At 35.3% G+C, this 15,417-nt stretch carries 15 protein-coding genes; 14 read left to right on the forward strand and 1 reads right to left on the reverse strand.

Translation table 11 applies throughout. The features are described 5' to 3' along the window. Positions 1-20 precede the first annotated feature (20 nt). Together BW731_RS06650 and acpS are read left to right on the forward strand one after the other, a co-directional pair. On the forward strand, positions 21-1,565 hold the full coding sequence (locus tag BW731_RS06650) for a DEAD/DEAH box helicase (RefSeq protein ID WP_079346718.1): 1,545 nt from the start codon (positions 21-23) through the stop codon (positions 1,563-1,565). A 120-nt stretch (positions 1,566-1,685) separates the two neighbouring features. Then, positions 1,686-2,036 carry a holo-ACP synthase gene (gene acpS / locus BW731_RS06655; protein WP_079346719.1) on the forward strand — a complete coding sequence of 117 codons (351 nt, stop codon included), beginning with the start codon at positions 1,686-1,688 and terminating at the stop codon, positions 2,034-2,036. 30 nt (positions 2,037-2,066) lie between these two features. Here the strand turns inward: acpS and BW731_RS06660 are convergent, their stop codons facing one another. Next, positions 2,067-2,450: a hypothetical protein gene (locus BW731_RS06660; protein ID WP_079346722.1), complete on the reverse strand. Its 384-nt coding sequence runs from the start codon at positions 2,448-2,450 to the stop codon at positions 2,067-2,069. 124 nt (positions 2,451-2,574) lie between these two features. On the opposite strand from BW731_RS06660, the gene BW731_RS06665 reads away from it, so the two are divergent. From BW731_RS06665 to rsgA, 12 genes are all read left to right on the forward strand, one after another. After that, positions 2,575-4,254 (forward strand): patatin-like phospholipase family protein, encoded by a 1,680-nt coding sequence (locus tag BW731_RS06665; protein WP_079346725.1) that lies wholly within the window; start codon positions 2,575-2,577, stop codon positions 4,252-4,254. Next, positions 4,251-4,469, forward strand: a complete 219-nt coding sequence (locus BW731_RS06670) for a YdbC family protein (RefSeq protein WP_079346728.1) — start codon at positions 4,251-4,253, stop codon at positions 4,467-4,469. The genes BW731_RS06665 and BW731_RS06670 overlap by 4 nt, the downstream gene beginning before the upstream one ends. 8 nt (positions 4,470-4,477) lie before the next feature. After that, positions 4,478-5,365 (forward strand): YicC/YloC family endoribonuclease, encoded by an 888-nt coding sequence (locus BW731_RS06675; protein ID WP_079346731.1) that lies wholly within the window; start codon positions 4,478-4,480, stop codon positions 5,363-5,365. A 93-nt stretch (positions 5,366-5,458) separates the two neighbouring features. After that, the gene (gene gmk / locus BW731_RS06680; RefSeq protein WP_079346734.1) at positions 5,459-6,073 is read left to right on the forward strand and encodes a guanylate kinase; all 615 of its coding nucleotides are present in this window, start codon (positions 5,459-5,461) and stop codon (positions 6,071-6,073) included. Between the two features lie 3 nt (positions 6,074-6,076). Continuing rightward, positions 6,077-6,385 (forward strand): DNA-directed RNA polymerase subunit omega, encoded by a 309-nt coding sequence (gene rpoZ, locus BW731_RS06685; RefSeq protein ID WP_071456043.1) that lies wholly within the window; start codon positions 6,077-6,079, stop codon positions 6,383-6,385. A gap of 57 nt (positions 6,386-6,442) precedes the next feature. Next, positions 6,443-8,869: a primosomal protein N' gene (gene priA / locus BW731_RS06690; RefSeq protein ID WP_079346737.1), complete on the forward strand. Its 2,427-nt coding sequence runs from the start codon at positions 6,443-6,445 to the stop codon at positions 8,867-8,869. Positions 8,870-8,892: 23 nt separating this feature from the next. Then, on the forward strand, positions 8,893-9,384 hold the full coding sequence (def, locus tag BW731_RS06695) for a peptide deformylase (RefSeq protein WP_079346739.1): 492 nt from the start codon (positions 8,893-8,895) through the stop codon (positions 9,382-9,384). Continuing rightward, positions 9,377-10,321, forward strand: a complete 945-nt coding sequence (gene fmt, locus BW731_RS06700; RefSeq protein WP_079346741.1) for a methionyl-tRNA formyltransferase — start codon at positions 9,377-9,379, stop codon at positions 10,319-10,321. Before def ends, fmt begins: the two co-directional genes overlap by 8 nt. Next, positions 10,314-11,684 carry a 16S rRNA (cytosine(967)-C(5))-methyltransferase RsmB gene (rsmB, locus tag BW731_RS06705; protein ID WP_233120445.1) on the forward strand — a complete coding sequence of 457 codons (1,371 nt, stop codon included), beginning with the start codon at positions 10,314-10,316 and terminating at the stop codon, positions 11,682-11,684. Before fmt ends, rsmB begins: the two co-directional genes overlap by 8 nt. A 17-nt stretch (positions 11,685-11,701) precedes the next feature. Continuing rightward, positions 11,702-12,454: a Stp1/IreP family PP2C-type Ser/Thr phosphatase gene (locus BW731_RS06710; protein WP_079346743.1), complete on the forward strand. Its 753-nt coding sequence runs from the start codon at positions 11,702-11,704 to the stop codon at positions 12,452-12,454. Continuing rightward, positions 12,451-14,343, forward strand: coding sequence for a Stk1 family PASTA domain-containing Ser/Thr kinase (gene pknB, locus BW731_RS06715; RefSeq protein WP_079346745.1), 1,893 nt, complete (start codon positions 12,451-12,453; stop codon positions 14,341-14,343). The genes BW731_RS06710 and pknB overlap by 4 nt, the downstream gene beginning before the upstream one ends. Positions 14,344-14,519: 176 nt before the next feature. Then, positions 14,520-15,404 carry a ribosome small subunit-dependent GTPase A gene (rsgA, locus tag BW731_RS06720; protein WP_079346747.1) on the forward strand — a complete coding sequence of 295 codons (885 nt, stop codon included), beginning with the start codon at positions 14,520-14,522 and terminating at the stop codon, positions 15,402-15,404. Positions 15,405-15,417: the final 13 nt, after the last annotated feature.

A 15,417-nucleotide genomic window follows, 5' to 3' on the forward strand; every position in this document is an offset into this window, starting at 1 on the left:
ACAAACTAGGAGGATATCATTTGAAATTTAGTGAATTACAGTTAGAAAAAAGCTTATTACAAGCAATCGAAAATATTGGGTTTGAAGAAGCAACACCCGTACAAAGTGCGACAATTCCATTAGCGTTGGAAGGAAAAGACGTTATTGGTCAAGCACAGACAGGTACTGGTAAAACAGCCGCTTTTGGGTTACCGATGTTAAATAAAATTGACCCTAATAGACCTGAGTTACAAGGATTAGTTATTGCACCAACACGTGAATTAGCTATTCAAACACAAGAAGAGTTATACCGTTTAGGTAAAGAGAAAAAAGTTAAAGTTCAATCAGTTTATGGTGGAGCAGATATTGGTCGACAAATTCGTGCGTTAAAAAACAAACCACATATTGTTGTGGGAACTCCTGGCCGTTTATTAGACCATATTAACCGTCGTACGTTGAAACTAGATACAGTGGAAACACTTGTATTAGATGAAGCTGATGAAATGTTAAATATGGGATTCTTAGATGATATCGAAGCCATCATCTCAAAAGTTCCAGCAGAACGCCAAACATTATTATTCTCAGCAACAATGCCAGATTCAATCAAACGTATTGGGGTTAAATTCATGCAAGACCCTGAGCATGTTCGTATCAAAGCAAAAGAAATGACAGCTAACCTAATTGATCAATATTACGTTCGTTGTAAAGAATTTGAAAAATTTGATGTCATGACACGTTTATTTGATGTTCAGTCGCCTGAGTTGACAATTGTTTTTGGTCGTACAAAACGCCGTGTAGACGAATTAGCTCGTGGACTTGAAATGCGTGGTTACAAAGCAGAAGGTATCCATGGAGACTTACCACAGCACAAACGTATGAGTATTTTAAAAGCCTTTAAAAATGGCGAATTAGATATCTTAGTTGCAACAGACGTGGCAGCTCGTGGATTAGATATTTCTGGTGTGAGTCATGTTTACAACTATGATATTCCACAAGATCCAGAAAGTTATGTTCACCGTATTGGTCGTACAGGTCGTGCTGGTAAAGAAGGTATGTCAGTAACATTTGTTACACCGAATGAAATGGGTTATCTACATGTCATTGAAGACTTAACGAAAAAACGTATGACACCACTTCGTCCACCTTCTAAAAAAGAAGCAGTAGAAGGACAAATTGGTGCAGCGATTACTGAAATTAAAGATTTATTAGCAGCTAATGGCTTAGAAAAATATCAATTAGCAGCAAGTGATTTACTAGAAGAATACACTGCAGAAGACTTAGCGGCATTATTAATTAAACAAATTTCTAAAGATGATGCAGCAGAAGTTCCTGTAAAAATCACACCAGAACGCCCATTACCAAACCGTCGTGGTAACAATAAAAATGGTGGCCGTGGTAAAGGTGGTAACTATAACCGTCGTAACAATAATAAAGGTGGCGGACGCGGAAAAGATCAATATAACAAGAAAAAACGTTATAACAATTCTGATGCACCTAAAAAAAATAATAACAACAAATCAAACAACAAACCATCACAGAAAAAAGATGGTGGCCGTGGATTTGTTATCCGTAGTAACGATAAATAATGAATTGATACCAATCTAGCGTTTGTTAGGTTGGTATTTTTCACTTTAATAAAAGGATTCTGTTCGCTTTTTTTTTCGGTAATCGTTATAATTAAGTTAATTTAAAAAAGGGGTGCCAATATGATTATAGGAATTGGTATAGATGCAGTTGAATTGCATCGGATTGAGAAGATTATCGAACATAACCCTAAATTTATTAGGCGTGTTTTGACTAATAAAGAGATTGAAGTATTTAATGGATTAAAGACAAAACGTCAAATAGAGTTTTTAGGTGGAAGATTTGCCTGTAAAGAAGCCTTTTCAAAAGCTTACGGAACGGGTATTGGAAAAGTAGGATTTCAAGATATCGAAGTATTATCAGATAAAACAGGCAAGCCAGTGGTTTATCAATCGATTTTTGAGGGATGTGTTCACGTATCCATAACTCATACAGATAAGGAAGCATTTGCCCAAATTATTTTAGAAGAATAAAAAAATAAACGAACCCATATTGGTAGTCGTTTATTTGCTAATAGATAATGTTTGAGAATGGTGTGTGTGAATAATCGATATTTTTTTTATATAGTTAGCTGAAATCATACGAATTTCATTTGTTTTTTGCAATTTAATGACTAAGGCGTTTCGATTAACTGCATGTTGGTAAATTCTGCCAACAAGTGTTTCATAATTTGTTTGAGAAGGCTCTTGGTATTGTAAAACAACAAGGCTCTTTTGTAGAATAGCTTTATTTATTTGTTGGTGAATATGCGTTAAATGTTTTTCTTTTTCTGATTCATCATCTAAAAAAGACGAAATGAAACGCTGTGACGAGCGGGAGATAAAACGAGTAAACTTTTTGACATGATTTTCTTTAGACGACTTTGTAGACGGTTGCTTTTTAATCATCAGTCATTCTCCTTTTAAGTCTTTCTTCATTTTATTATACGAATCATCACGAAGTTAGTCAAACAAATAATCATAATAAAAAAATGAGCCGTATATAAAAAAACAAGAAAAGTTGGTGAAAAAGATGATAAAGGAATGGCTACTATCTGACTTATATAACTTAAATCGTTACAATTTGAAAGAATGGCTGCCCTTTAAAAACAGTCATCAAAAAGCATTTGAAGATGTTTATCGTAATACTATCGCTTTAAATGACAACCACTTACTAGTGGGATGGTATAAAGGCACGCAACTATTAGCTATGTGTGATGGTGAAGTTTGTGAAAAAACTTTTTTTGTAAAAAATATCTTAAGTGTGTCACAGGCCTTTGGATTTAAAGAATGTTTGATGATGCTTGAAAAAATTGTAAAAAGTCGTCGCTTAACCACGATATATTTACCTGATTTTTCAGATGTTTCTTTGGCAAAAGAAAGACTACTTCGCTTAGGTTTTGTTAAACAATCTTCTCCCAAAGAAGGTTACTACTACACAGTGACTTATCATACGGGTATTGTGTTAGGTGGCGGAGGAGCAAGAGGTTCTTATCAAGTCGGTGCGTGGCATGCGCTTAAAGAAATGGGAATTAAGTATGATTTAGTTAGCGGCACTTCTGTTGGAGCATTGAATGGTGCTTTTATGGTTCAGGGGAATTTAGAGGATGCTGAAGAGATGTGGCGTAACATTGCAACGAAAAAAATCCTTAATTTATCATTAGATGAAACAGAACATAAAACAAGAGAAAAATTAATTAAAGGTGTGAAGGTATTAACTTCGTCAGCTTTAAAAGAAAATGGCGTTGATAGCACACCGCTTTATCATATGATTGAAACAATGGTTGATGAAGAAAAAATGTTTGATCCTAATAAAAAACCAATAGAATTTTATTTTATTGCGACATTAGCCCCTAAAATGGAAGAAGTGGTAGTGTCTTTAAGTGATATTCAAAAAGAAGAGTTAAGTAAGTGGTTGCTTGCGACCTCCTCTTTTTATCCGGCAATGAAAGCTTGTGAGATTAATGGTCAATACTATATTGATGGAGGCTATCGCAATAATATCCCTAAAGATGTTTTGGTAAAACATGGGGCAACAGAACTTATTGTGATTGACGTTAAAGGGCCTGGTTTTATTAAACCAACAAGAGTACCAAGAGATGTGACTGAAACGTTAGTTAGTAGTAAATGGGGATTAGGAGCAGTTTTGTTATTTGATAAAGAACGAGCGGTTTGGAATATGCAGCAAGGCTATCTTGATACCATGAAAGCTTTCCATGTGTATGAAGGAACGTGGTATGCTATTAAATCTACGACATATAAAAAAGAAATCATCACATTAACTAAACATTTTTTAGCGTATCTTAAAACAAGTAAGGACGTAAAAAAATTAGGGAAAAAAATATCTGTTCAATGGATTATGCAACATCACATTCAACCAGAAGTATTTGGTGTGTTTTTATTAGAAGAAACAGCTAAAATGTTTTTAGTGGACCCTTCAAAAGTTTATTCATTACAAGAATTGGAACAAGAGCTAGTTAAATCATTTGATGAAAAGAAAGAACTTGTTGATGAGAATATGCTTATATCCTTAGGTGAATGGATGATTGATTATGTTAAGCAGACAGTTCCTTTTTCTGAAAAAACAGTGTTAGAATATGCCTATCATTTAATAGATGAAAAATCAGATATTGTGGAACGATTATTTGAAGTGAGTTGGAGACAAGTATTACAAGCAATGTTTATTAGATTTTTAAAGGAGAGAAACAAATGAGCCAAGAATTTTCTTATGACATTTTAGAAGAGATTGCTGTATTATCAGAAAATACAAAAGGATGGACAAAAGAGTTGAATCTAATTAGTTGGAACGGTCGTCCAGCTAAATTTGATTTGCGAGATTGGGCACCTAACCATGAAAAGATGGGTAAAGGAATCACTTTAACCAACGAAGAGTTTGCAGCATTAAAAGAAACATTAACAAAAATGTAGGTGAAAAAATGAAAAGTATGACAGGATACGGCCATGGCGAATGCCAAAAAACTGATTATCAGATAGTTGTGGACATAAAATCTGTTAATCATCGTTTTTTAGATGCACAAGTTCGTTTGCCAAGAGAGTATAACCATATTGAACTTGAGTTAAAAAATAAATTAAAAGACCAATTATCACGAGGTCGTGTAGAGTGTTTTATTACGTTAACCAAAGAAGCAGCGTCATCACAGGAATTAAGTATTAATTGGGCTGTATTAGATGCTTTAGTTAAAGAGGTGGCAGAGGCAGAATTCCATCGTTACCAAGACCAACCTTTTTCTGCTGAGAAGTTTTTAGAAGGGGCGGTCATGCATCCATCTATTGTCGAGGTAAAAGAGAAAAAAGAGGCAACAGATGAGATAGAAATTGATTTAATTAAAACATTTAATGAAGCTCTAGATGCCTTGTATGTTAGTCGCCAAACGGAAGGAACAGGGTTACACTCTTTTTTTGAAGAATATATTAATCTGCTTAAAGAAGAGCTAAACCGTGTATTGCTAAAAACAAATGAGCTGAAACAAGAGCATTATGATAAATTAAAACAAAAAATGGAAGAACTCATGACAGAGACATTAGTTGATGAATCACGTTTACTTAGCGAAGTCGCTATTTTAGTTGATAAAGGAGATGTCACAGAAGAGTTAGATCGATTAAGTGTGCATCTTCAATCAATGGAACAATTAATTGAAAAAGAATCACCTATTGGAAAAGAAATGGATTTTCTGATTCAGGAGATGAATCGAGAAGTCAATACGATTGGTTCAAAATCAACTAACTTGGATGTTAAATCCAGTGTGATTCAGCTAAAGACATTGATTGAAAAAATCAGAGAACAAGTTCAGAATATTGAATAATTGATAAAAATTCTTATAGATACTTGCAAAAACAAAGTTTAGGGTGCATTATAGAAGGTAAACTAAGAAAATTGTAAGTGAGAGGACGACACGATGCCAGAACGAGGGTTATTAATTGTATTATCCGGTCCATCCGGCGTAGGAAAAGGGACTGTCAGAAAAGCGTTATTTGAGAAAGATGATAATCAATTTGAGTATTCTATTTCAATGACAACACGCAATAAACGCGAAGGTGAAGTCGAAGGTGTGGATTATTTCTTTCGATCAAAAGAAGAGTTTGAGCAGTTAATTTCTGAAGGTAAAATGTTAGAATATGCTGAGTATGTTGGAAATTATTATGGTACACCACTTGATTATGTGAATAAGACACTAGACGAAGGTAAAGATGTCTTTTTAGAGATTGAAGTGCAAGGAGCCATGAAAGTCAAAGAAAAAATGCCAGATGGTGTCTTTATTTTTTTAACCCCTCCAGATTTTAGTGAATTAAAAGCACGAATCGTTAATCGTGGAACAGATGAGTTAGCAGTTATTGAAAAACGAATGACTAAAGCAAAAGAAGAAATCGAAATGATGCGTCATTATGACTATGCGGTAGTCAACGATGAGGTTGAATTAGCAGTACAACGGATTAAAAAAATTATTGAAAGCGAGCATTACCGTGTGAACCATGTGATTGATCGCTATGAAAATATGTTAAAGGAGTTATAAACTATGTTATATCCATCAATAGATTCATTATTAGAGCAAGTCGATTCAAAATATTCATTGGTTATTTTAGCAAGTAAAAGAGCACATGAACTAGACGAAGGTGCTCAACCAATGATTGAACCAGATAAATTTGTTTCAGTTAAAAATGTTGGCCGTGCGTTAGAAGAAATCGCTGTGGGAGATGTGGTTATTGACCCAAATCCAGAGCTAAAAAGAGAATTACTTAGAAGACAAGAAGAAGAGAAAAAAGCATTAAAACGACGCGAACATCAAGAACTTGAAGCACGCATCCAATTTGAGAAAAAAATGTAAATAAAAAACCTAAGAGATAGACCTCTTGGGTTTTTTTATTCGATAGAAGGTGAAAAAATGTCAAAGATAGCACACGTGATAGTTGATGTTCCAATCATGCAAACAGATCAGCCATTTACCTACCTTGTGCCACAAGAAATTGATGAGGCAGTTGAAGTTGGTGTACGCGTTGAAGTGCCGTTTGGGAATGGAAATCGCCACATACAAGGGTTTGTTGTAGGAATTGATTTCTTAAATAATCAAACAGAAGATAGTGATCAATTAAAACCTTTAGTAGGTGTTTTAGATTTGCATCCAGTTGTTAATGACGAATTACTTCAACTAGCAGATGAAATGGCAAAAACCACATTTGCATTTAAAATTACGTGTTTGCAAACGATGTTACCAAGTGTGATGCGTTCGACATACAAAAAGTGGTTAGTAGCGGTAAAAGATGTGCCACAGCACATAGAAGAAGAGGTTTTTTTAGGCCTTGGAGAACGAGATTGGGAAGAAATCAAGGAATCATCCTATTTGTCAGAATTACACCGGTTAAGACAAGCAGGTTGTGTCGATGTTCGCTATGAAGTGACGACTAAAAATAAAGTTAAAACAATGAAAGTCGTTACAGCAAATTTACCTAGAGAAATGCTATTAGATATTCAAGCAAATACTAGAAAAAATGCACATCAAAAGCATCGATTACTTAATTTTTTTATTGACGCTCAAGAAGGTGAGTTTTCAGTGAAAGAATTGGTTGAAGAGCATGATTTATCACGACAAGTTATTAAAGAAGCAGCTGAATTAGGTTGGCTATTGGAAGAAGAACGAGAAGTGTACCGCGATCCTTATAAAGATAGAGTGTTTCAGCAAGACGAAGCGCTAGTTTTAAATGATGAGCAACAAGTTGCACTCGATAGAGTGACAAAAGCTACATCTGAAAACAAAAATGAGGTATTTTTATTAGAAGGGATCACTGGTAGTGGGAAAACAGAAGTCTATCTTCAAGCAATCTCAAATGTTTTAGATGAAGGAAAGACAGCCATTATGTTAGTTCCTGAAATTTCTTTAACGCCTCAAACCGTGACGCGATTTAAACGACGCTTTGGTGATAAAGTCGCAGTGTTACATAGCGGCTTATCTCAAGGCGAAAAATATGATGAATGGCGTAAAATAGAACGTAAAGAAGCTCAAGTTGTAGTTGGAGCAAGATCGGCAGTATTTGCTCCTTTAGAAAATATCGGGTTAATTATTATTGATGAGGAACATGAAACAAGTTACAAGCAAGATGAATCACCGAGGTATCATGCTAGAAACTTAGCGATTTGGCGTGGGGAGTATCATCGTTGTCCAGTGTTACTTGGAAGTGCGACCCCATCTTTAGAATCACGAGCAAGGGCACAAAAAAATGTGTATCACTTGTTACAGTTAACCAAACGAGCTTCGGACAATGCTATTTTACCAACTGTATCAGTGGTAGACATGCGACGTGAGTTGAAACAAGGTGTCACAGGTAGTTTTTCAACACCTTTATTAACTGAATTGACTGAGCGCCTAGAGAAAAAAGAGCAGTCGGTCTTGATGTTAAATCGTCGTGGGTATTCTTCCTTCATGATGTGTCGAGATTGTGGTTATGTTCTGCCTTGTCCAAATTGTGATATCTCATTAACGCTTCACATGGATACAAAATCAATGAAGTGTCATTATTGTGGTCATGAAGAAGGTATTCCACAATGTTGCCCAATTTGTGATAGTAAAAAAATTCGTTATTATGGGACTGGGACACAAAAAGTCGAAGAAGAACTGCAACAATTATTACCAGATGCTAGAATTTTACGAATGGATGTTGATACGACACGTAAAAAAGGGAGTCACGAACGATTATTACAAAAGTTTGAAGCTCAAGAAGCAGATATTTTACTTGGCACACAAATGATAGCAAAAGGACTCGATTTTCCGAATGTGACGTTAGTTGGTGTGTTAAATGCAGATACAGCATTAAATCTACCTGATTTTCGTTCAAGTGAGCGGACGTTTCAGTTATTAACACAAGTAAGTGGTCGTGCCGGACGTGGAGAAAAACTAGGTCAAGTGATTATTCAAACCTTTAACCCAGAACATTACGCGATTACTTTAGCAAAAAATCAGCATTACGAAGCATTTTATCAGCATGAGATGAATTTGCGAAGACAAGGGAAATACCCACCTTACTATTACACCGTGCAACTTGTGGTGAGCCATGAAGAAGAGCTTCAAGCAGCAAAAAAAATGCACGAGATAGCAAATAAAATAAAACAAGCCTTAACACCACAAGCCATCATTTTAGGGCCAACACCAAAACCAATGGCCAGGATGAATCGTCGTTACTTTTATCAAACGGTGATAAAATATCGATTTGAAGAAAATTTAGGGCGAGTACTAGAAGAAATATTACAAGAGAGTCAAAAAGATATTAGAAGCGGCTTGCGCGTTAGTATCGATATGGAACCACAGCATTTTATTTAGTGCTTAAAATAAAGGAGTTTGACATGAGAGACATAATAAAATATCCTAACACTGTATTAACTACCCCGACAAAAAAAGTGACAGAAATTGATGATGAGTTGATAGATTTATTAGATGACATGCATGCCATTATGCTTGAAAAAGATGGAATAGGACTTGCAGCTAACCAAGTTGGCGTGTCATCTCGAGTGGCCATTGTCCATATAGATGACGAATCAGGTATCTTTGAGATGATTAATCCAGAAATTATAAAAAAATCAGGAAAAACCATTGATGTCGAAGGGTGTTTAAGCTTTCCAGAAGTTTATGGAACAGTGGAGAGATTTGATGATATTACAGTGAGATTTGTTGATAGAGAAGGATATGAAGTTGAGGTTGAGGCCTCAGATTATTTATCACGTGTGATGCAACATGAGATAGAACATTTGGATGGTGGGCTATTTATTGATAAAATAATAGAAAGACTATCACCAGATGAATTAATTGATTACATGGAGGAACATGGTTATGACTAAAATAGTATTTATGGGAACACCGGCGTTTTCAGTGCCAATTTTAGAAGGATTAGTGAGTGAAGGGTATGATGTGATTGGTGTTGTGACTCAACCAGATAGACCAGTTGGAAGAAAGCGTGTGTTAACTCCGCCTCCAGTAAAACAAGCAGCTCTTGATTTAGAGTTACCAGTATATCAACCAGAAAAAATCAGCCAATCAACTGAATTAGAAGAGGTTATTGCTCTTAATCCAGATTTAATCGTCACCGCAGCATTCGGTCAATTTTTACCTGAACGCTTGTTAAAGGCTCCTAAATTTGGTGCGATTAACGTTCATGCATCATTATTACCAAAGTATCGTGGAGGAGCGCCTGTTCACTATTCAATCATCAATGGTGACAAAGAAACTGGTGTCACGATTATGGAAATGATCAAAAAAATGGACGCAGGAGATATTTTAGCGCAAGAAGCGATCCCGATTTTAGGAACAGATGATGTTGGAAGTATGTTTGATAAACTCAGTCTTTTAGGTAAAGAATTGTTGTTAAAAACATTGCCAGATTTATTAGCTAACAAGTTGACACCAACTCCGCAAGATGAATCACTCGTTAGTTTTTCTCCAAATATTTCACGAGAAGAAGAAAGAATTGATTGGAATAAAACAGCCCAAGAAATCGACTGCCAAGTTAGAGGAATGCGTCCGTGGCCGGTAGCTTACGCGATGTATCAAGACAAAAGATGGAAATTGTGGGACGTGCAACCGGTACAAGATAAAACCACAGATAAATCTCCAGGGACGATTATTTTTAAAGATAAACATAGCTTGCAAGTAGCTTGTGGCAAGGAAAGTGTTTTACAATTAAATACTATCCAACCAGCAGGAAAAGGCCAATTAAGTGTGACAGATTTTCTAAATGGAATCGGAAAAACAGTGGAAGTAGGAGACGTTCTTGAGTAAACAAAAACAAGTACCAAAACACATTAAACACACAGCTCGTTATACAGCACTAGAATTACTAACGAAAATTGCGAACAATCAAGCTTATTCAAATGTTTTGATCAATGAAGCAATTAAACGCCATCAGCTATCTGATAAAGATGCCCGTTTAATGACAGAAATTGTCTATGGCACAATCAGTCGTCACTTGACATTAGAGTATTATTTAGCTCCTTTTATTAAAAAAGCTAAAAAAGTCGATACATGGGTAAAACAATTATTATACTTATCAATGTATCAAATGCTTTATCTGGATAAAGTTCCTGAGTATGGTATTTTTAATGACGCTGTGACGATTGCTAAAGCAAAAGGAAATCCTGGTATTGGAAAATTTGTTAACGGCGTATTGCGTAACATTCAACGTCATGGAGTGCCTTCTATAGATGATATTAAAGATGATGTAGAACGTTTATCAATTGCAATTAGTATGCCTTTATGGTTAACCAAACGTTTGATAGATGATATTGGATTTGAAGAGACCAAACAACTAGGAGAATCACTTTTGACACCAAGTCATGTGAGTGCACGAATAGATACACGAGTCATTGCAAGAGATGAAGCGATTAACGTGTTGCGTGAAGAAGGATTAGAAGTAGAGGAAAGTCAGATTTCACCTTATGGAGTCGTTGCTGAAAAAGGATTTTTAGCAAGTAGTTCATTGTTTAAAGAGGGAAGAATGACCATTCAAGATGAAAGTTCTATGTTAGTCGCACCAAGTATGCAAATCAATGCAAGTGATACTGTGTTAGATGCCTGTGCAGCACCTGGTGGGAAGACGACACATATCGCCACTTTTTTAGAAGCGGATAAAGGCGGAAAAGTGATTTCATTAGACATTCATCAACATAAAATAAAATTAATCGAGTCAAATGCAGAAAGATTACATGTTGAAGATGTTGTTGAGGCGATATTATTAGATGCAAGAGAAGTGAAAAATAACTTTCCAGATGATTATTTTGACCGAGTGCTAATTGATGCACCATGTTCAGGTTTAGGATTATTACGTCGAAAACCAGATATTAAATATCATAAAACTCCTGAAGATTTTATGAACTTGCAACGGATTCAATTAGAAATTTTAGAAAGTATTGTGTCAAAAGTATCGCAATGCGGTATAATTACGTATAGTACATGTACGTTAACTCATGAAGAAAATAAAGATGTGGTAGAGAAGTTTTTAAACAAACATCCTGAATTTGAGTTGATAGATGTTTCTGGAGCAGAAGAACTAGAAAAAAGTTATCACCAGAAACAATTACAATTATACCCGCATCATTACCATACAGATGGATTTTTCATCAGTTGTTTCAAACGAAAAGCATAGATTAAGGGAGTGTAAACATGCAAATTGAATTCCAAACGAGTGTAGGACGTAAGAGAAAAAATAATCAAGATACTGTTGGTGTCTATAAAAATAAAAAAAATATTACGTTAGCTATTGTAGCTGACGGAATGGGTGGACATCAAGCTGGAGACACAGCAAGTTATCTTGCTGTTACTGGATTAGGCGAAGTTTGGGAAGAAACCATGTTAACTCAAAAAGATGATGTGTGTGATTGGTTAGTCGATCATATACAAGAAGAAAATGCACGAATTTTTGATCAAGGAAGTACAAACCCAGAGATGTTTGGTATGGGGACAACCATCGTTTCTACGGTTATTTTAGAAGATGAATTAATTTTAGCGCATGTGGGCGATAGCCGAGCTTATATTGTGCGTGATAAAGAAATTAAGCAATTAACAGATGATCATTCATTAGTGAATGAATTGATAAAAACAGGTGAAATTTCAGCAGAAATGGCACAAAATCATCCTAAGAAAAATATTTTGGTTCGTTCAATCGGCGTACCAGGTGAAGTGGAAGTAGATATTTCTCTTATCTCATTTAAACCACAGGACATGATTTTACTATGCTCTGATGGATTGACAAATATGTTAACCGATGACGAAATTAAAGAAGTTATGTTGACGGATTCACTATTAAAAAATCGAGTGGAAAAATTGATAGAACTGGCTAATATAGCAGGTGGAACAGATAACATTACGGTGTTAATAATCGATTTTGACGATGACTTACAGGAGGATACACCATGATAAACATAGGAACAAAAATAGGGGGACGCTATGAAATAATTGGTAATATTGGTAGCGGTGGTATGGCAAATGTTTATTTGGCTCGAGATCTGATTTTGAATCGTGAAGTTGCAATTAAAGTATTGCGTTTTGATTTTCAAGATGACCAAAACGCCATTCGACGTTTTCAACGTGAAGCACTAGCAGCGACAGAAATGGTTCATCCCAATATTGTGAGTGTTTATGATGTTGGTGAAGAAAATGGCATGCAGTATATTGTCATGGAATATGTTCGAGGAACAGATTTAAAACACTATATTCGTAACTATTCCCCAATCCCATTAGATACGGTTGTTTATATGATGGAACAAATTTTGTCAGCTGTTTCACTTGCCCATGAACATGGCATTATTCACCGAGATTTGAAGCCACAAAATATTTTAGTTGATGAACAAGGCAATGTGAAAATTACTGATTTTGGTATTGCAATCGCGTTATCTGAGACATCTTTAACTCAAACTAATACACTGCTTGGTTCTGTTCATTATTTATCACCAGAACAAGCAAGAGGTGGTATGTCGACTAGGCAATCAGATATTTATGCTTTAGGGATTATTCTCTATGAGTTGTTAACAGGACAGGTGCCCTTTGAAGGAGAATCAGCTGTTTCAATCGCATTGAAACACTTCCAAAAAGATGTGCCATCAGTCCGTCAATATAATCCAAGTATTCCTCAGGCATTAGAAAATGTGGTGCTTCATGCAACAGCGAAAGAAGTGTCTGATCGATACAAAACAGTCAATGACATGTATTCAGATTTGAGTACTTCTCTAAGCCCTGAAAGAGCAAATGAACCAGTTTACGCACCAAGTTCTATGACAGATGAGACAATCATGTTAACTCCTGTTAAAGAACCTGAACCAGTCGTATCAAAAATGCCATTAGAAGAATCTGATTTGGATTTACATAATCAAAATGATGAAACATCAAATGACAAACCTCGATCGAAAAAAAGAGGAAAGGTAATTGCTACTATTCTTGGTATACTAGTTGTGATAGGTATTGGATTATTTGCATTAGGAACTAAGCAAGATGAGGTGACTATTCCTAATATAGAAAACATGCCACAGTCTGAAGCGATTAAGGCATTAGAAGCAAAGAAAATTAAAGTTAATCCTAAAATAGAGACAATTTCTGATGATAAAATAGAAGAAGGACGTGTTGTTAAAACACAACCACCTATTGGATCTAAAATTAAGCAAAAGGGAGAAATTGTTCTGTATATCAGTTCGGGTAAAAAATCTGTCTCGATGATGGATGTTGAGGGAATGTCAAAAAATGAAGCGAAACAAGCACTAATAAAATTTGGGTTTAAAGAAAATAACATTAGTGAAAAACAGGAAGCTTCTAGTGATGTGGAAAAAGATAATGTGATGTCACAAAGTATTCAACCTGGAACAGAAATTGTTCCTGAAAATGAAAAAATCACCTTAACTATTAGTAAAGGTCCGGATAGCTTTTCGCTTGCTTATTTGACAGGATACACACGAGACCAAGTAGCTAGATATATTGACAGTGAAGGATTGTTATTACGAAGTGAAGGACAGGATTATAGTTCTTCTGTTCCACAAGGCCAAGTTCTATATACAACACCCGCTGGAGGAACACCAGTTAAAAAAGGTGATTATATTACAGTAGTTTATTCATTAGGGCCTGAACCTGTGAAAACTGAACCAAGTAGTTCAACAGAACATTCAAGCGACACAACAGATTCTACTGAAACGACACAACATTCTGGAGAAGGAAATCAAACGAATCAAAATCAAGGAAACCAAAATAATAATCAACAAAATCAAAATAACGGAAATACCAAGCCAAGTCAAAGTGAACCAAAAGAGAAAAAAGAATAGATATTTAGAATGATTAAAAAGCAATTATTGATGTCGTAGTCATGATGTCAATAATTGCTTTTTTATTTTGTGTATTGTCTATTCTCTTGCTGTAAGTGTGTATAAAAAAAGAAAAAGGGTATAAAAATATGGTACAATAACACATAGAATAATGTGATTATCAAAGGAGGAAGTAAATGCCTAAAGGACAAATCTGTAAAGCGTTAAGTGGTTTTTATTACATTGACTATAAAGGCAAGCGTTATCAAACACGAGCACGAGGAAATTTTAGAAATCGAAATATTACACCGCTTGTTGGTGATTGGGTAGAATTTGAAAGCACAAACGAAACAGATGGCTATATTTTAGATGTTTATGAACGAAAAAATGATTTAGTTAGGCCACCTGTTGCTAACATTGATCAAGGTGTCGTTGTATCGAGTTGTGTGGAACCTAATTTTTCTACTAATCTATTGGATCGATTTTTGGTTACGTTATCTGAAAAAGATATCGCACCCATTATTTATGTTACGAAGATGGACTTAGCTAGTGATGATGTGAAGCAAGAGATGAGCGAAATCCAGAAAGCCTATGAACAGATTGGGTACCCTATTTTACTTGCAGAGAAAGAATCATTAGATGATTTAACAAATTTTTTTAAAGATAAGTTAACGGTGTTTATGGGACAATCAGGTGCAGGTAAGTCAACTTTGTTAAATCAATTATCACCAGATTTATCACTAAAAGTAGGAGAGATTTCCGAAAGTTTGGGACGAGGTCGCCATACGACAAGACATGTTGAACTGATCGATTTATTTGACGGATTAGTGGCAGATACTCCTGGTTTTAGTTCAATTGATTTCTTAGAAATGACATTAGATGAATTGCCAAAACGTTTTCCAGAATTTGTTGAAGCGTCAGCTTACTGTAAATTTAGAGAATGCAAACATCGTCATGAACCAAAATGTGAAGTGAAGAGAAGAGTTGAAACTGGTGAAATATTAGCTAGTCGATATGACCACTATTTACAATTTTATGATGAGATTGATAGCCGAAAACCAGTATATAAAAAAAATAAATAAAAGTGAGGAAAAA

The organism is Vagococcus martis (assembly GCF_002026305.1).
GTDB lineage: Bacteria > Bacillota > Bacilli > Lactobacillales > Vagococcaceae > Vagococcus > Vagococcus martis.